Genomic DNA, 15016 nt, shown 5'->3' with positions numbered 1-15016 from the left:
GATGCCACGCATTCTGCTGTCGATACTGCTGCTGATGAGCACGCCCTTATGGGCGGACGAACCGCGCACCCTGGAGTGGCCGCAACTGATTCCCGCCGGTGCGCCAATCGTCCAGCCGCAACTGGCGCCGCTGCACGACCTGTCGCAGTTAAGCGACGCCCTGGCCGCCGAGTCGGCTCCGGCCGCCCACCAACAGGTGCCGAACGCGCCGGTGGTCAAAGCCCTGGATGGCCAGCAGGTGAAGCTGCCGGGCTACATCGTACCGCTGGAAGTCAGTGAAGAGGGGCGCACCACAGAGTTTCTCCTGGTGCCCTACTACGGTGCCTGCATCCATGTGCCACCGCCACCGTCGAACCAGATTGTGCATATCGTCAGTGAGATGGGTGTCAGGGTTGAGGACCTCTATCAACCCTACTGGATCGAAGGCCGGATGCAGGTAAAGAACATCAGCAGCGAACTAGCCGACGCCGGTTACCAAATGGAAGCCGAGAAAATCTACGCTTATGAGCTAGAGTAATCAGCTTTGAATAGTGCCTTTGACGCTTTCATTGAGCTGGGTCAAATCGCCAAATCAGCGGCTCCTTACCATTGAAGGCACTTAACTCTAAACGTCCTCTGGGAGCTTCCATGAACAAGTCCTTGCTCAGCGCCTCGCTTTTCGCCTTGGCGCTCGCAGCCCCTGTTGCCCACGCCCACCAGGCTGGCGACATCATCGTGCGTGCCGGCGCAATCACTGTTAATCCCAACGAGGAAAGCAGTGACATCAAGCTCGACGGCACCAAGGTGTCCGGTACCAAGGCGACTCTGGATAGCGATACCCAACTGGGCCTGACCTTCGCCTACATGCTGACCGACCACATCGGTCTGGAGCTGCTGGCCGCCACGCCGTTCCACCACACTGTCGGCGTCAAGGGCCTCGGCCCTGGCCTGGATGGCAAGCTGGGCGACATCAAGCAACTGCCACCGACCCTGTCGCTGCAGTACTACCCGATGGAACCAAGTTCGAAGTTCCAGCCGTATGCCGGTATCGGTCTGAACTACACCATGTTCTTTGACGAAGATCTGGACAGCAACCGCAAGGCTCAGGGCTTCAGCAACCTGAAAGTCAAAGACTCGTTTGGTCTGGCCGGTCAGTTGGGCATGGACTACATGATCACCGACCACTTCCTGGTCAACGCCGCAGTCTGGTACATCGACATCGACACCAAGGCCACCATGGACGGCCCGACCGCTCTGGGCGTCGGCAAGACCAAGGTCGACGTAGATGTCGATCCATGGGTCTACATGGTCGGTGTCGGTTACAAGTTCTAAGGCTGCGGGGCCTCGGAAAGAAAAAAGCGGCGATTAAATCGCCGCTTTTTTTATTCTTTGCCGAGCAATCGGGCCAGGCCAACGGCCAACGGTGTCGGCTGCGGGAACTCAAATCGCGCCAGCAGCCGCTGGTTGTTCGCCCGTGAGTGGCGAATATCGCCAGAGCGCGCAGGCCCGTGACTGATCGCCGGTAACCCGCCCAATACTGATTTGAGCGCGTCCAGCAACTGATTCAGGGAAGTCGCCTGGTTCAGGCCGATGTTGATTGCCCCCTCTTCAACTTCCCGCAACTCCAGCGCCTGTACCATTACCGCGACCAGATCGGCGATGTAGAGAAAATCACGGGTCTGCTCGCCATCACCGAACAGCGTGATGGGGGTACCGCTCAAGGCGCGCTCGCAGAAAATGCTGATCACCCCGGAATACGGCGAAGACGGATCCTGGCGTGGCCCGAAGATGTTGAAGAAGCGGAACACCACCGGCTCCAGACCATGCTGGCGACGATAGAAGTCCAGGTATTGCTCACTGGCCAGCTTGTCCACGGCATAGGGCGTGAGAGGCGCTTTGGGTGCATCTTCCTCGACCGCCAGGCCTTCGCCGTTGTTGCCATAGACGGCCGCGCTGGAGGCAAACAGCACCCGTTTGATGCCATTGAGGCGCATGGCTTCGCAGACATTCAAGGTGCCGATGAAGTTGCTCTGGTGAGTTTTCACCGGGTCGTCCACCGAGGCCTGCACCGAGGCAACGGCGGCCAGGTGCACAACGGCCTGGCATCCCGCAGCGGCTCGCTTGACCAGTTCAGCGTCGGCTACATCACCCTCGATCAACTCAAGTTTGGGGTGGTCCATTTGCAGGTTGCTGGCTTTGCCGGTGGAAAGGTCATCGAGGATCCGTACCGCATAGCCTTTTTCCAGCAACGCATCACTCAAGTGAGAACCGATGAAACCGGCGCCACCGGTGATCAGAATTGGGGCATCAGCCATGACGATAGAATCGATCCAGTAGGGGCGGCAAACCCGAGCGCCAGGCGCGGGGTTTGATACCGAAAGTGTGCAGGATTTTCTTGCAGGCCAGCACTGCGTGTTGCGGTTCTTCGCTGGCATCCGGGCGCGCGGCGTGGGCCTGTGCAGTGGGTGCGGTCACTGCCAGTTTGTGCAGTTGCGCCGCCTCACTGAGGATAGCCTGACCGAGCGCCAGCGGCGTGGTGGCTTCATTACCGGCGTAGTGATACGTTCCCCACAGCGGCGCGGCGCAATCGAGCTGCTTGAGCACCGAAAGAATCACCCGCGCAGCGTCGTCCACCGGGGTTGGATTGCCGCGGCGGTCGTCGGCCAGCAACAATTCCTGGGGCTGCTCGGCGCGCGTCAGGAAGCGCCCTAGCACGCCATCGATACTCTCATCGAGCAACCAGCCAAAGCGCAGCATCACATGCTGCGGACAGGTTGCCCGGACACTCTGCTCAATCCGCCAGAGTGCCTGGCCACGCTGACCGAGCGGCACCGGCTCATCCTTCTCGCTGTACGCAGTGGCACGCGAGCCATCAAAGACCCGATAGCTCGACGGCTGGACCAGAATGATGTTGTGGTGCTGACACAGCTCAGCCAGACGCTCCACCGATCGTTCCTGCTGGGCCAAACGCTTTTCGCTGACCGACTCGGCCTGGAACCAATCGAAGTAATAGGCCAGGTTCACCAGGGCATCAGGACGGGTGTCGTCCAGCAGCTGGGTTAGGCTGGCCGGATCCCAGCCGTGCTCTGGCGGTCGTGGAGCCAGAAAGCCGATATCTTCCTCGGCCCCGAGGCGAATCAGCGCTTGCCCAAGGGCATTTCCACCACCCAACAGCATCAGGCGCATTCGCATAGAGTCAGCAGGTCCGATCAGATTGATTGAGGGAAAGGGTTCATTTTGCTTTTTCCAGCTGGGGAAGTCCAACGCTGGCCTGCCAAAGCGCTACTTGCGTCTGGTGTTCACGCATTTCTACTTCCAACGGCGCCATTTAGGAATCTACCTATAGTGCATGCGGAATCATCTGACCGCCCTGAATGGATTTTACCGAGTTGAATGACGGGTTCATCCATTCGCCGACTGCCAGGTCTTCCGCTTGGCATCCGGTCGATTCGGATTCCCCAATAAGATCAACAACAAGGAATGTTTGCTCATGCAGGATTCGGACGTTGTGAAATGGTGCACCCTCGCTCGTTTGCCTTTGACATCGATAACCTGGGCCAGCAGGTGCGCCTGTTCGGCTACTCCCGCTTCGCCCAACCGATTGTGATCACACAAGACCCGCTACTGGTTCGTGGCTGACACCGGAGACCGCCCCAATGCTGGAAATCGATATCACTTTGTTACTGACCCTGGCCAGCGTGGCCCTGATGGCTGGCTTTTTCGATGCCATTGCCGGTGGGGGTGGCCTGATCACCTTGCCCGTCCTGTTCGTCGCCGGCATTGACCCCTTGGCAGCAATCGCCACCAACAAGTTCCAGGCGGCGTCAGCCACCGTGTCAGCCACCTATGCCTTTACCCGTAAAGGCATGATCGACTGGGCCAGCGGCTTGCCCATGGCCGCTATGTCGTTCGCGGGTGGCGCCTTGGGAGCTTTGTCTGTGAGCCTGGTGCCAAAGGCACTTCTTCAGGCCTGTGTGCCGGTGCTGCTGATTCTGGTCGCCGCCTACTTCGCCTTCAGCCCCAAACCGGACGATCATCAGCGCAAAGCGAAGATCACCATCAGCCTGTTTTGCCTGGCTGTGGCGCCAGTCATTGGCTTTTATGACGGTGTATTTGGCCCCGGGGTTGGCTCGTTTTTCATGCTTGCCTGTGTCATTTTGCTCGGCCAGCCCTTGCTGCAAGCGGTGTGTAATAGCAAGCTGCTGAACGCGGCCTGCAACCTTGGTGCGCTATCGGTGTTTTCCCTGAGTGGCGCAATTGTCTGGCCGCTTGCACTGGCGATGGCGGGCGCGGCTTTTGTAGGTGCGCAATTGGGCGCACGGTGTGCCGTGCATTTCGGCCCTAAACTGATCAAGCCGTTGTTGGTCTGCGTGTGCTGCATCATGGCGCTAAAGCTATTGCTCAGTGCAGATAATCCGCTCGGCGAATGGCTACAACTTCAGTTCTTTTAGGCGGTGTCCATGCAACTCGACACGGATTCAACACAACGCTCTGCCTGGCAATACGATGAACCCAGCCCTGGAGCCGAGCGGTTTATCACCGAAACGTTCGACACCTATCAGCAACAGGCGCGGTTGCTGATTCCCGATGAGGAGCGCGCACCACCGCTGTTCGTCGTCGGTGGCGCACAATCAGACTTCACCCGGCTCAACCCCCTGCTCTACCGCCTACAGGCGATGGGTATCGGTTCACTGACTGCCAACCTGTCAGGGCACAGTCTGGCCAGCGAGCCCGGTGCACGCGCGCCTTCGCTTGCCACCAACCGTGAAGAAGCACTGCGCTTTCACCGGCATCTCGCACCGCGCTGCCATACCGTGATCGGTCATAGCTTGGGCGCTGCGATTGCCCTAAAGCTGGCAGCGCAGCAAGCGACTGTGGATAAGTTGATTCTCATCTGCCCCGCCGTCTATCCCGACAGCGCCCACGACGCGCCCTTTGGCCCGGCCTTCAAGTCGGCAATCAGCCAGCCCTATGGCTTTCTGGACTGCGATAGTTTCGAGTTTCTGCGCCAATTCACCGGCCGGGTATTACTGGTGATGGGGGAGTTCGATGGGCTCAACTCTCAGGCCCACGGGCAAGGTGCCGGTACGTCAGCCGGCACCCTCTGGTTGGCCGGTGCGCAACGTTACAGTCCGATTCCGGAGGAAGTTACCCGCACCCTGCTCAAATCGGTGCCTCCGCCGCATCTGGAATGCTTGTTGCTCTCCAACTGCGATCACGGCATCGCCGCACATTTGCGCAGTACACCAGGGGTAGCGGATCAGGTGGCGCAGACGGTGGCCGAATTCATTCTGGCCGACAGCTGATCGCAAAGGCGAGATCAAAGCAGTAGAAAATGGCGGAAGGCAGCGGGAGTCGAACCTGCCCGGGAACGGCTGCCGTCCCCAACCGGGTTTGAAGCCCGGCCGCGCCACCGGGCGCGATTGCCTTCCATGAATCACTCTCCTGGCGATTGTGCCAAGGCGTTGTCGGCTCGAATTTGACGCCGATCAGCCATACGTCGGGTCAGGCCGATACGATCAAAGTACTCCAGCACCTGAACGCTGCGCTTGCGACCGATCCCTAGCACATCACGAAAGGCGGCCACTTGCACCACCGGATCGTCGCTGGCCAGCTGCAAGAGCATAGCTGCCATTTGTCGGATTGTGGCTTGAGGATAAAACAGATCACGCACCACCTGGTGCACCTGCCCCAATCGCGCCAACTTGCGCAGCAACAGACGAACCTGTGCCTCCTCTTGCGCAACAGCCTTGGCCAAGTCACGGACCCAGGGCGGATCGAATCGCCCTTGCTCAAGCAACGGCTGTAATTGCAGCCACAGCGCTGCATCGGCATCACTCAGGCGAATCTGATGTTCGGGTAGATGCAGCCACGGGCCGTTGCCAACAATGGCGCCACTGGCGAGCAACTCATCAAGCAGGCTGATAAAAGCTGGACGCTCCAGCGCCAAGGCGGCAAACCGGCGCAGCCGGTCCCGATCCGGTCCAAGCTGGTCCGGCTCCTGCTGATGAAACAGCGCCAGTTGTGCCAGCATCGTCTGCTTTAACGCCTGCCATCGTGCAGCGGTAAACAACAACGGCCCCTGACGCGTGGCGATGACCTGCACATCGGTGGGCAATTCCCAGCTGCTGCGCAGGCGATTGAACTGACGCTCCAAACGCTGTGGATCGAGACCAACTTCGTCATTGGCCAGCAGCGGCGGCAAGGCCTGTTCCAGGCTGTCGACACGGGTCAGCGCCTGCAACTGCGCCAGACGCGCCGCGCTGCGCCGCTGTCGCGCCGGAGGATACGGATCAAGCACCCGACCACCGCCGAGGGTCCGCTGAGCACTGTGGTCTCGCAGGACCAGACGGTCACCATGCACAGCCTGCAGCGGCGCGTTGAGTTGCAACTGGGCAAACATCCGGCCACCGGGAAGCAGCAGCTCTCCCTGCAGCAACGCCACCCGTGCACTGACATCCTGAGTGCCCAAATGCACATGGACCGGGCTGAAATGGGTAAAGCTGCGGATTTCACTGACCAGTAATTGCAGCTCGATATCCACCCTCTGCGTCGGCCCGTGCAGCCATTCGGCGAGCAACCAGTCACCGCGACGAATCTGCGCAAGCTCCAGGCGCTCGGCGCTGATGTTCAACGCCACCCGTTGCCCCGCCCAGGCTTCGGCTACTCGCTGGTTCTGTGCATGCAGACCGCGCACCCGCACCGATTTTCCGCTCCTGCCCAGCACCAATGTATCGCCCAGTTGCACCTGGCCATCGAGCGCGGTACCGGTGACCACGATACCAGCACCGGTCACGGCGAACGCACGGTCGATGGCCAGGCGAAAACCGCCCCGGCGGCTACGCTCGTGGGCCACACGCTGAGCTTCAATCAAGGCCTCACGCAGGGCATCGACACCTTCGCCAGTGACACTGGACAGTGGAAATTGTGCAGCATTGGCATAGGGCCCAGTCGCCAGCAGGAGACTGACTTGCGCCTGAACCTCAAGGACCCGACTCGGCTCAACCCGATCGCATTTGCTGATGGCGACCAATGCCCGAGGAATCCCCAACAACTGTACGATGGCCAAGTGTTCGCGGGTCTGCGGCATCACGCCGTCATCGGCGGCAACCACTAGCAGCACTAGGTCGATGCCCTGGGCTCCGGCCAGCATGTTGTGGATAAATCGCTCGTGGCCGGGCACGTCGATAAACCCGGTCAAGGGCGCCCCCGGCTGCAGGCTCGCATAGCGATAACCGAGGTCGATGGTCATGCCACGTTCGCGTTCTTCGCGGCGATGATCGCCCGCCTGACCGGTCAGCGCTTCGAGCAACGACGTCTTGCCATGGTCGATATGCCCTGCGGTGCCAACGATCACCTCGGCGCCTCCGCCAGGTGCAAGTCCGGCAATTGCGCCAGCCAGCCCACCTCATCATCCAACTGGCGCAAGTCGAGCCATAGGGCGTCATCATCAATACGTCCGAGCACCGGGATCGGCAGCGCTCGCAAGGCCTCTTCAAGGCCGCGCAAGCTGCGCCCGCGCAAGCGCTTGGACAGTTGCGGGCGCAGGCACAAGGCAGCGCTGGGTAAACGCGCCACCGGCTGGCTGCCACTGCCAATCATGCTCAGGGCAGGCACTGCAGCGACATCCCAGTCGGCGCCCAAACGCTGCCCCAGCACCGGCGCCAGACGCTGCGCCTGGGCCAGGATCTCGGTCTGGGGGCGGGTCAACAAGCGCAGGCTAGGCAGCCGTTCAGCCAGCAGGTCAGGGTTTCGATACAAGCCCAGCACCGCCTCCAGCGCGGCGAGCGTCAGCTTGTCGACCCTGAGTGCGCGCTTGAGGGGGTTCTTCTTGATCTTCGCAATCAACGCCTTGCGTCCGACAATAATGCCGGCCTGTGGACCGCCGAGCAGCTTGTCGCCACTGAAGGTGACAATGTCTGCGCCATCAGCCAAAGCTTGTCGAACCGTCGGTTCGGCTGGCAGCCCCCAGCGGGTGAGGTCCAGCAAGCTGCCGCTACCCAAGTCCTCCAGCAACGGTAAGCCGTGCTGATGGGCCAACTGTGCCAACTGTGCCGTAGCAACCTGGGTGGTGAAGCCCTGGATGCTGTAGTTGCTGCAGTGCACTCGCATCAGCAGGCCACTGCGCGGGCCGATGGCCGCTTCATAGTCGCGGGCGTGGGTACGGTTGGTGGTGCCTACTTCATGCAGCTTGACCCCGGCCCTGGCCATGATGTCCGGTATGCGAAAAGCGCCGCCGATCTCAATCAGTTCACCACGGGAGATGATGCCTTCCTTGCGCGCGCCCAGACTGTTGAGCGCCAGCAACACCGCCGCTGCGTTGTTATTGACCACCGTCACCGCTTCAGCACCCGTGAGCTCGCGGATCAGCCCTTCAATCAGGTCATCGCGATCACCGCGCTTGCCGGTGGCCAGGTCGAACTCGAGGTTCAGTGGGTAACGGGCAGCCATTTGCACTGCATCAATGGCTTCCTCGGGCAGCAGCGCCCGCCCCAGGTTGGTGTGTAGCACGGTGCCGGTAAGGTTGAACACTCGCCGCACCTGGCTGCGGTGCTGGGCAGCAAGGCGTTCACCGGTACGGCCGGCCAGTACTGAGGGCGCCAGCTCGGCAGCATCCAGCTGGCCTTGGCGAGTGGGTTCGCGTAGATCGTCGAGCAACTGGCGCAATGTGGCCAGCACGGAATCACGGCCGTAGCGGTCGATCAGCGGCTGGCAAGCAGGGTGACGCAATAGGGTATCGATAGAGGGCAGGCGTGCAGGAAGAGCAGTGACATTCGCAGGCATTCAAAAACTCCGGCCATTTCCACTGTGGGAGCCGATGTTGCCAGCTCCCACCCCACAAAAACCTCAGTGTAGACGCTGAACTCACTCCCCTCCCGGCGCCAGCATCAGGTTCGGTGCCAGCCGCTGATAGCCTTCCTGGTCCAGACGCAGGTCCAAAGCCAGGCTTGCCAGATCCGCCGACAAGGCCTCGGCCTCGGCGTCACATTCCAGGTACAACTGTTTCAGATAGCTTTTACAGCCCGGGCAGCATTCCGCCCGTAGCGGCGCCTTACCCGCAGCATAGCGATCATCCTCAAGGCTGAAGTAGGTAAGCCCTTTGCTCTGTTCGCAATAGACGCATTTGACCCGCACCACATGCCACTCACAGGCACACAATGAGCACACCAGATAGCGCAGGCCGTTGTACTTGCCACGATGACGGATTACCCCAGCCATTGCCGGCGAACCACAGCCTGGACACTGACAGAGGCTGTCGCCAGCCTTGAGTTCAGTGTTCGGCAGGCTCAGCAGCCAATGACTCCAGGCCGCCTGCAAGGCAGCCCCGAGAAACGGCACCAGGGCTGCTGGCACCGCACTGAACTGTCCGGTGAGCAAGGCGATGCCCCAAAGCTTGCGCTGTTCGACACTGGCATCATGCAAGGTGCTCACTGCAGCACCCAGCTCGACGCTGGCAGGTGCGTGATAGCGCTGCAACAACGCATCCAGGTAAGCCAGCCAGTGCCCTTCGCGCACCAGGCTGTCAGCGGCCAGTGGCGGCAAGCCGTGCTCCAGGCACAGACGCTGACGCTCAGTTTCGGCAGGTGCTGGCACAGGTGGTTGATCGAGCAGGCTTTGCTGGATGCGGCACAGCTCGGCTATCAAACGCAGGTAATCACCTAGCGCGTTGCCCTCGGCGAGGCTGTCCAGCCGGGCCGCGCGCAAGGCGAACAGGTTGGCGGGCGGCAGGTAGAGAAACGGCGGCGTGCTGGCCGCCGCTTCGATCTGCCCAGGTTCAAGAATGGTGCTCAAGTGGTCATCCTTTTTTGCCTATCTGCGAGTCCGGCGGATCCTCGCGGGTTACTTCCCGATACCACAGTTCATGATGCTTTTTCGCCCAGGCGCGACTGACCCAACCATGCAACATCGCGCTGACCGAGCCCTTGATCCAGATCCCGGCGTAGATGTGCACAATGATGCTCAACACCAGCACAAAGGCCGCCAAGGCGTGCAGCAACGTTGCCAGGCGAATCGAGCCGATATCGAAGTACTGGCTGAACCAGGCCCTCCAGATCACTACACCACTGATCAACAGTACCAGCATGCACAGCAGCAGCGTCCAGAACAGCAGCTTCTGACCGGGGTTGTACTTGCCGATGGGGGGAACGCCCTCCTCTTCGTTGCGCATGACCCGGTCGATGCGACGTAGCCACAAGCGATCATTACCACTGATGAAGTTGGCGCGCCAAAAGCGAAACACCAGGCCGAGGAAAAACACGAACATCGCCAGCCCCAGAAACGGATGCAGGATCCGCGTCCAAGGCCCGCCACCGAACAGGTGGCTGAGCCAGAACAGCGCCGGATGAAACAGCGCCAGCCCTGACAACGCGGCGACAATGAACAGGATCGCCACTATCCAGTGGTTAGTCCGCTCATTGGCGTTGTAGCGCAGGATGGGTTTGTCGTTCATGGCCGTTCCTCCCCTTGCGCACCTGGCTTGTTCGGGTCAAACACATGCACGGTCGGATCCACCACATGCACACTGGTATCCGGCGCGCGTGGGTGCTCGTCCTCCTCGACCCGGTTCGGGCCGATGCGCACATAGTGGAAGAACCCGGCCAATACCGCCGCGCCCATGGCCAGCAGCGCCAGCGGTTTGCTCACGCCTTTCCACAGCCCTACCAGCGGGCTGATCACCGGTTGGTCCGGCAGGCCGGCGTACAGCTTGGGTTGATCAGCGTGGTGCAATACGTACATCACATGGGTCCCGCCGACGCCATCGGGGTCATACAAACCGGCGTTGTCGAAACCGCGCGACTTGAGGTCGACGATGCGTTCGGCGGCGTGCTCCTTCATGTCCTCCTTGCTGCCGAAAACGATGGCCCCCGTTGGGCAGGTCTTCACACAGGCCGGCTCCAGCCCTACCGCGACACGGTCGGAACACAAGGTGCACTTGTAGGCCTTGTGGTCTTTCTGCGAAATCCGCGGAATGTTGAACGGGCAACCGGTGATGCAATAGCCACAACCGATGCAGTGGTCCTGATTGAAGTCGACGATGCCATTGGCATGCTTGATGATCGCACCTGGGCTCGGGCAGGCCTTCAGGCAGCCAGGCTCGGCGCAGTGCATGCAGCCATCCTTGCGGATCAGCCACTCCAGGTTACCGTCGGTGTTTTCATGTTCGGTAAAGCGCATCAAGGTCCAGGTTTCTGCGCTCAGGTCTTGTGGGTTGTCGTAGGTGCCATAGCTGTGACCCACCTCGTCACGCAGCTCGTTCCACTCTGAACAAGCCACCTGACACGCCTTGCAGCCGATGCATTTGGTAGTGTCGATCAGCTTGGCCACCTCCTCCTGATGGCGGATCGACGGCGGCGCAGTGGTGGTGGCCGAACGGGCAATGATGTCTTGGCTAGCCATCAGATTTTCTCCACGTTGACCAGGAACGACTTCGATTCCGGCGTTTGGGTATTGCCGTCACCGAGGAACGGCACCAGGGTGTTGGTCAGGTAGCCGTGCCGGGTCACTCCGGTAAAGCCCCAGTGCAGCGGAATGCCAATCTGGTGCACGGTCTGGTTGTTGACCTGCAGCGGACGAATCCGCTTGGTCACCACTGCCACGGCTTCGATATGCCCGCGCTTGCAAGTGACGCGCACCCGGTCGCCAGCAGCAATGCCTTTCTCTTTCGCCAGCACCTCGCCGATTTCGACGAACTGCTCCGGCTGGGTCACGGCGTTGATCGGACAGTGTTTGGTCCAGAAGTGGAAGTGTTCGGTGAGCCGGTACGTGGTGGCAGCGTACGGGAAGTCCTTGGCTTGCCCCAACGTGTCCCAGACCGAATCGAACACCCGCCCCGCCGGGTTGCTGATCGCCTTCTTGTTGTTCGGGTGCAACGGGTTGACCCCGATGGGTGTCTCGAACGGTTCGTAATGCTCCGGGAACGGCCCTTCGGCCATTTTGTCGAGGGCAAAGAAGCGCGCTACACCCTCGGGGTTCATGATGAACGGATTCATCCCGGCTTCCGGCGGCACATCGACCTTGAAGTCTGGCACGTCGGTACCGCCCCAGGTTTTGCCGTTCCACCACACCAGACGCTTTTCCGGCGACCAGGGTTTGCCCTGCACATCCGCCGATGCCCGGTTGTAGAGAATCCGCCGGTTGGCAGGCCACGCCCAAGCCCAGCCCAGGTTCTGCTTCATGCCGAATGGGTCAGCGTTGTCGCGCCGGGCCATCTGGTTGCCCTGCTCGGTCCAGCTACCACAGAAGATCCAGCAACCAGAGGCGGTACTGCCATCGTCCTTGAGTTGTGCGAAGCCGGCCAACTGCTGCCCGGCCTTGATCGTCGCCCCGCTGGCATCAGTGACGTCTGCGACTGCGTAACCGTTGAACTCCTTGGCAATTTCTTCCGGGGTCGGCTCGTGGGCCACCTTATACGGCCAGTTGAGCTTGAGAATTGACTCGGCCCAAGCGCCACCCTCGCGTTGATAACGCTCACGCAGGCGCAAGAACAGCGCACTCATGATCCACACGTCGGTGCGCGCCTGGCCGGGGCCTTCAGCGCCCTTCCAGTGCCATTGCAACCAACGGCTACTGTTGACCAACGAGCCGTCTTCTTCGGCAAAGCAGGTGGTAGGCAGACGAATGACTTCGGTTTGCACGTTCGCCGAATCGACATCGTTGTACGGCCCGGCATTACGCCAGAACTCCGACGTTTCGGTGGCCAGCGGGTCCATCACCACCAGCCACTTGAGTTTGCTCAACGCAGCGGTGACACGGTTCTTGTCCGGCAAGGCGGCAATCGGGTTGAAGCCCTGGCAGAAGTAACCGTTGACCTGTTCCTTGGCCATCATGTCGAACATCTTCAACACGTCGTAACCGGGGATATCCAGCTTCGGCAGGTAGTCGAAGGCCCAGTTATTCTCAGCCGTGGCATTAGCGCCATACCAAGCCTTCATCAGGCTGACATGGAACTTGCCGTAGTTCTGCCAGTAGGACATCTGCCCCGGCCGCAGCGGCTTGGAAGCGCGCTTGGCAATGTAGGCGTTGTAGTCCTGTTCACCATCCGCCGGCAGGGTCAGGTAGCCCGGCAGCAAGTTGGACAGCAGCCCCAAGTCCGTCAGCCCCTGAATATTGGAGTGGCCGCGCAACGCGTTGACCCCGCCACCCGGCATACCAACGTTGCCCAGCAACAACTGGACCATCGCCGCACTGCGGATGATCTGTGAGCCGATCGAGTGCTGGGTCCAGCCCAAGGCATAGAGAATCGTCATGGTCTTGCCCGGTTTCGAGCACGTGGCGATCTCTTCCCAGACCTTGCGCATGCTGTCCACCGGCATGCCACAGATCTGACTGGCCAACTCCGGCGTGTAGCGGCTGTAGTGCTGCTTCATCAGTTGGAACACACAACGCGGGTCTTGCAGGGTCGGGTCGACCTTGGCAAAACCGTCTTCACCGATTTCATAGCTCCAGCCGGACTTATCGGTGTAATTGCGCTTGGCTGCGTCGTAGCCGCTGAACAAGCCGTCCTCGAAGCTGTAGCCCTGTTTGACGATGAACGACACGTCGGTGTAATTGCGCACGTACTCGTGCTGAATCTGGTCGGTGCTGATCAGGTAATTGATCAGGCCGCCCATGAAGGCGATATCCGTACCGGTACGAATTGGCGCGTAATAATCGGCCACCGATGCAGTTCGGGTAAAACGCGGGTCGACCACGATCAGCCGAGCCTTGTTATGGGCTTTGGCCTCGGTTACCCATTTGAAGCCACACGGATGGGCCTCTGCAGCGTTGCCACCCATCACCAGGATCAGATTCGCGTTAGCGATATCGGTCCAGTGGTTGGTCATGGCACCACGGCCGTACGTCGGGGCAAGACTTGCCACCGTCGGGCCGTGTCAGACACGCGCCTGGTTATCAAACCCCAGCATGCCTAGACTGCGAATAACCTTGTGGGTCATGTAGCCGGCTTCGTTGGACGAAGCTGAAGCGGCCAGAAAGCCTACGCTCAGCCAGCGATTGACCGTCTGTCCCTGGGCGTTCTTCTCGATGAAGTTGGCGTCGCGATCGGCCTTCATCAAATCGGCAATGCGATCGAGCGCGTCATCCCAGGACACCCGGGTCCATTCCTTGCTGCCCGGCTTGCGTACCTGAGGGTACTGCAGGCGGTTAGGGCTGTGGATAAAGTCGAGCAGACCGGCGCCTTTCGGGCACAGGGTGCCGCGGTTCACCGGGTGGTCGGCATCGCCTTCAATATGAATGATGTTTTGCGCAACGTTCTTGGCCGCATCCCCCTGGCTGTACATGATCAAGCCGCAGCCGACGGAGCAATATGGACAGGTGTTACGGGCTTCTTTGGTATGCGCCAGCTTGAAGTGACGCACCTGCTCGGCGAAGGCCGGTGTCGGGGCCATGCCCAACGCAGCCAGGCTCGAGCCTCCAAGGCCAATAGCGGCGACCTTGAAGAACTGCCGACGGTTGAGATCCATCGTGCACTCCTGATCAGGTGGTGGACGCGCGGGACGTTGCCGGCGTCTCTTGAACGATCACGGTGGTGACGTTTGTAGCAGTCACCAGTTGATACTGTAGTCAAGAATCAGGCAACGGGTGGTGAAAGCGACGCAATCGGTTGCGACAGGTCAATAAAAAAGGCCTGTAGCGCAAGCTACAGGCCTTTACGATCAGACACGGGCGTGTCAAATCAAAAAGGTAATGAGCACCTAGAAACCTAACGCTTGCGATAAAGCCATGATATCTAAGGCCTTTCTCAGAAATCGTAAAAATCTCTGTCAAATTTAGGCCCCAACGAACCTAAATTCTTTACGTTTGCAGACGCGACCTCAATCATGATTTCGCGTCGCTGCTGCTAAAGGGCAGCTACCTTCCTGATGAATTCAGCAGGTATTGTGACATGCTACTACCACGTACTCAGCCAACACAATATCGACTTCTCTATTGCCCCTAACAATGTCAGCAACGCACCCCCAACCGTCCGTATGATTTAGCCGCAGGCTGTGGCGAAAGAGCGGCAAAAAGTCGCCCGCTGGCCGGAGACTCGGGAAAT

The 15016-nt window shown here is 60.2% G+C and carries 13 protein-coding genes and 1 tRNA gene; 5 read left to right on the top strand and 9 right to left on the bottom strand.

Annotated elements, in window-relative coordinates:
- The first annotated feature begins 1 nt into the window (after position 1).
- Together CX511_RS03485 and CX511_RS03480 are read left to right on the top strand one after the other, a co-directional pair.
- Positions 2-517: a DUF3299 domain-containing protein gene (locus CX511_RS03485; RefSeq protein ID WP_045182524.1), complete on the top strand. Its 516-nt coding sequence runs from the start codon at positions 2-4 to the stop codon at positions 515-517.
- A gap of 110 nt (positions 518-627) precedes the next feature.
- Positions 628-1311, top strand: a complete 684-nt coding sequence (locus tag CX511_RS03480; RefSeq protein WP_045182522.1) for an OmpW/AlkL family protein — start codon at positions 628-630, stop codon at positions 1309-1311.
- A gap of 50 nt (positions 1312-1361) precedes the next feature.
- Here the strand turns inward: CX511_RS03480 and CX511_RS03475 are convergent, their stop codons facing one another.
- Together CX511_RS03475 and CX511_RS03470 are read right to left on the bottom strand one after the other, a co-directional pair.
- Complete coding sequence (locus CX511_RS03475; protein ID WP_045182520.1) at positions 1362-2294, bottom strand: NAD-dependent epimerase/dehydratase family protein; 933 nt, start codon at positions 2292-2294, stop codon at positions 1362-1364.
- Positions 2287-3171 carry a sugar nucleotide-binding protein gene (locus tag CX511_RS03470; protein WP_045182518.1) on the bottom strand — a complete coding sequence of 295 codons (885 nt, stop codon included), beginning with the start codon at positions 3169-3171 and terminating at the stop codon, positions 2287-2289. The genes CX511_RS03475 and CX511_RS03470 overlap by 8 nt, the downstream gene beginning before the upstream one ends.
- Before the next feature lie 321 nt (positions 3172-3492).
- Here CX511_RS03470 and CX511_RS25395 point away from each other — a divergent pair, with 321 nt between their 5' ends.
- Genes CX511_RS25395 through CX511_RS03460 form a run of 3 tightly spaced genes read left to right on the top strand, consistent with a single transcriptional unit; the run spans position 3493 to position 5285 of the window.
- Positions 3493-3618 carry a hypothetical protein gene (locus CX511_RS25395; RefSeq protein ID WP_259407430.1) on the top strand — a complete coding sequence of 42 codons (126 nt, stop codon included), beginning with the start codon at positions 3493-3495 and terminating at the stop codon, positions 3616-3618.
- 17 nt (positions 3619-3635) lie between these two features.
- Positions 3636-4430 carry a TSUP family transporter gene (locus CX511_RS03465; protein ID WP_045182516.1) on the top strand — a complete coding sequence of 265 codons (795 nt, stop codon included), beginning with the start codon at positions 3636-3638 and terminating at the stop codon, positions 4428-4430.
- A 9-nt stretch (positions 4431-4439) separates the two neighbouring features.
- Positions 4440-5285: an alpha/beta hydrolase gene (locus CX511_RS03460; protein ID WP_045182514.1), complete on the top strand. Its 846-nt coding sequence runs from the start codon at positions 4440-4442 to the stop codon at positions 5283-5285.
- A 30-nt stretch (positions 5286-5315) separates the two neighbouring features.
- Here the strand turns inward: CX511_RS03460 and CX511_RS03455 are convergent.
- From CX511_RS03455 to fdnG, 7 genes are all read right to left on the bottom strand, one after another.
- Positions 5316-5411, bottom strand: a tRNA-Sec gene (locus CX511_RS03455).
- A 5-nt stretch (positions 5412-5416) separates the two neighbouring features.
- Complete coding sequence (gene selB / locus CX511_RS03450; RefSeq protein WP_101292983.1) at positions 5417-7336, bottom strand: selenocysteine-specific translation elongation factor; 1920 nt, start codon at positions 7334-7336, stop codon at positions 5417-5419.
- Positions 7333-8763, bottom strand: a complete 1431-nt coding sequence (gene selA / locus CX511_RS03445; RefSeq protein ID WP_045182511.1) for an L-seryl-tRNA(Sec) selenium transferase — start codon at positions 8761-8763, stop codon at positions 7333-7335. Before selA ends, selB begins: the two co-directional genes overlap by 4 nt.
- An 81-nt stretch (positions 8764-8844) precedes the next feature.
- Positions 8845-9771, bottom strand: a complete 927-nt coding sequence (gene fdhE, locus CX511_RS03440) for a formate dehydrogenase accessory protein FdhE (protein ID WP_045182509.1) — start codon at positions 9769-9771, stop codon at positions 8845-8847.
- Between the two features lie 4 nt (positions 9772-9775).
- A complete protein-coding gene (locus CX511_RS03435; RefSeq protein WP_045182507.1) occupies positions 9776-10429 on the bottom strand; it encodes a formate dehydrogenase subunit gamma in 654 nt (217 codons plus the stop codon).
- A complete protein-coding gene (fdxH, locus tag CX511_RS03430; protein WP_045182505.1) occupies positions 10426-11376 on the bottom strand; it encodes a formate dehydrogenase subunit beta in 951 nt (316 codons plus the stop codon). Before fdxH ends, CX511_RS03435 begins: the two co-directional genes overlap by 4 nt.
- Positions 11376-14441 carry a formate dehydrogenase-N subunit alpha gene (gene fdnG / locus CX511_RS03425; RefSeq protein ID WP_143527752.1) on the bottom strand — a complete coding sequence of 1022 codons (3066 nt, stop codon included), beginning with the start codon at positions 14439-14441 and terminating at the stop codon, positions 11376-11378. The genes fdxH and fdnG overlap by 1 nt, the downstream gene beginning before the upstream one ends.
- Positions 14442-15016: the final 575 nt, after the last annotated feature.

Source organism: Pseudomonas sp. S06B 330 (assembly GCF_002845275.2).
Classification (GTDB): Bacteria; Pseudomonadota; Gammaproteobacteria; order Pseudomonadales; family Pseudomonadaceae; genus Aquipseudomonas.
Note: the sequence above shows the minus strand (reverse complement) of the source record. Positions and strands in the feature narration are given on the sequence as shown.

Bases quoted from the DNA above. Each gene is read 5' to 3' on its own strand.
- selA (WP_045182511.1), bottom strand. From the start codon at position 8,763: ATGCCTGCGAATGTCACTGCTCTTCCTGCACGCCTGCCCTCTATCGAT.
- CX511_RS03435 (WP_045182507.1), bottom strand. From the start codon at position 10,429: ATGAACGACAAACCCATCCTGCGCTACAACGCCAATGAGCGGACTAAC.
- CX511_RS03480 (WP_045182522.1), top strand. From the start codon at position 628: ATGAACAAGTCCTTGCTCAGCGCCTCGCTTTTCGCCTTGGCGCTCGCA.
- CX511_RS03470 (WP_045182518.1), bottom strand. From the start codon at position 3,171: ATGCGAATGCGCCTGATGCTGTTGGGTGGTGGAAATGCCCTTGGGCAA.
- CX511_RS03465 (WP_045182516.1), top strand. From the start codon at position 3,636: ATGCTGGAAATCGATATCACTTTGTTACTGACCCTGGCCAGCGTGGCC.
- CX511_RS03475 (WP_045182520.1), bottom strand. From the start codon at position 2,294: ATGGCTGATGCCCCAATTCTGATCACCGGTGGCGCCGGTTTCATCGGT.
- CX511_RS25395 (WP_259407430.1), top strand. From the start codon at position 3,493: ATGGTGCACCCTCGCTCGTTTGCCTTTGACATCGATAACCTGGGCCAG.
- fdxH (WP_045182505.1), bottom strand. From the start codon at position 11,376: ATGGCTAGCCAAGACATCATTGCCCGTTCGGCCACCACCACTGCGCCG.
- CX511_RS03460 (WP_045182514.1), top strand. From the start codon at position 4,440: ATGCAACTCGACACGGATTCAACACAACGCTCTGCCTGGCAATACGAT.
- CX511_RS03485 (WP_045182524.1), top strand. From the start codon at position 2: ATGCCACGCATTCTGCTGTCGATACTGCTGCTGATGAGCACGCCCTTA.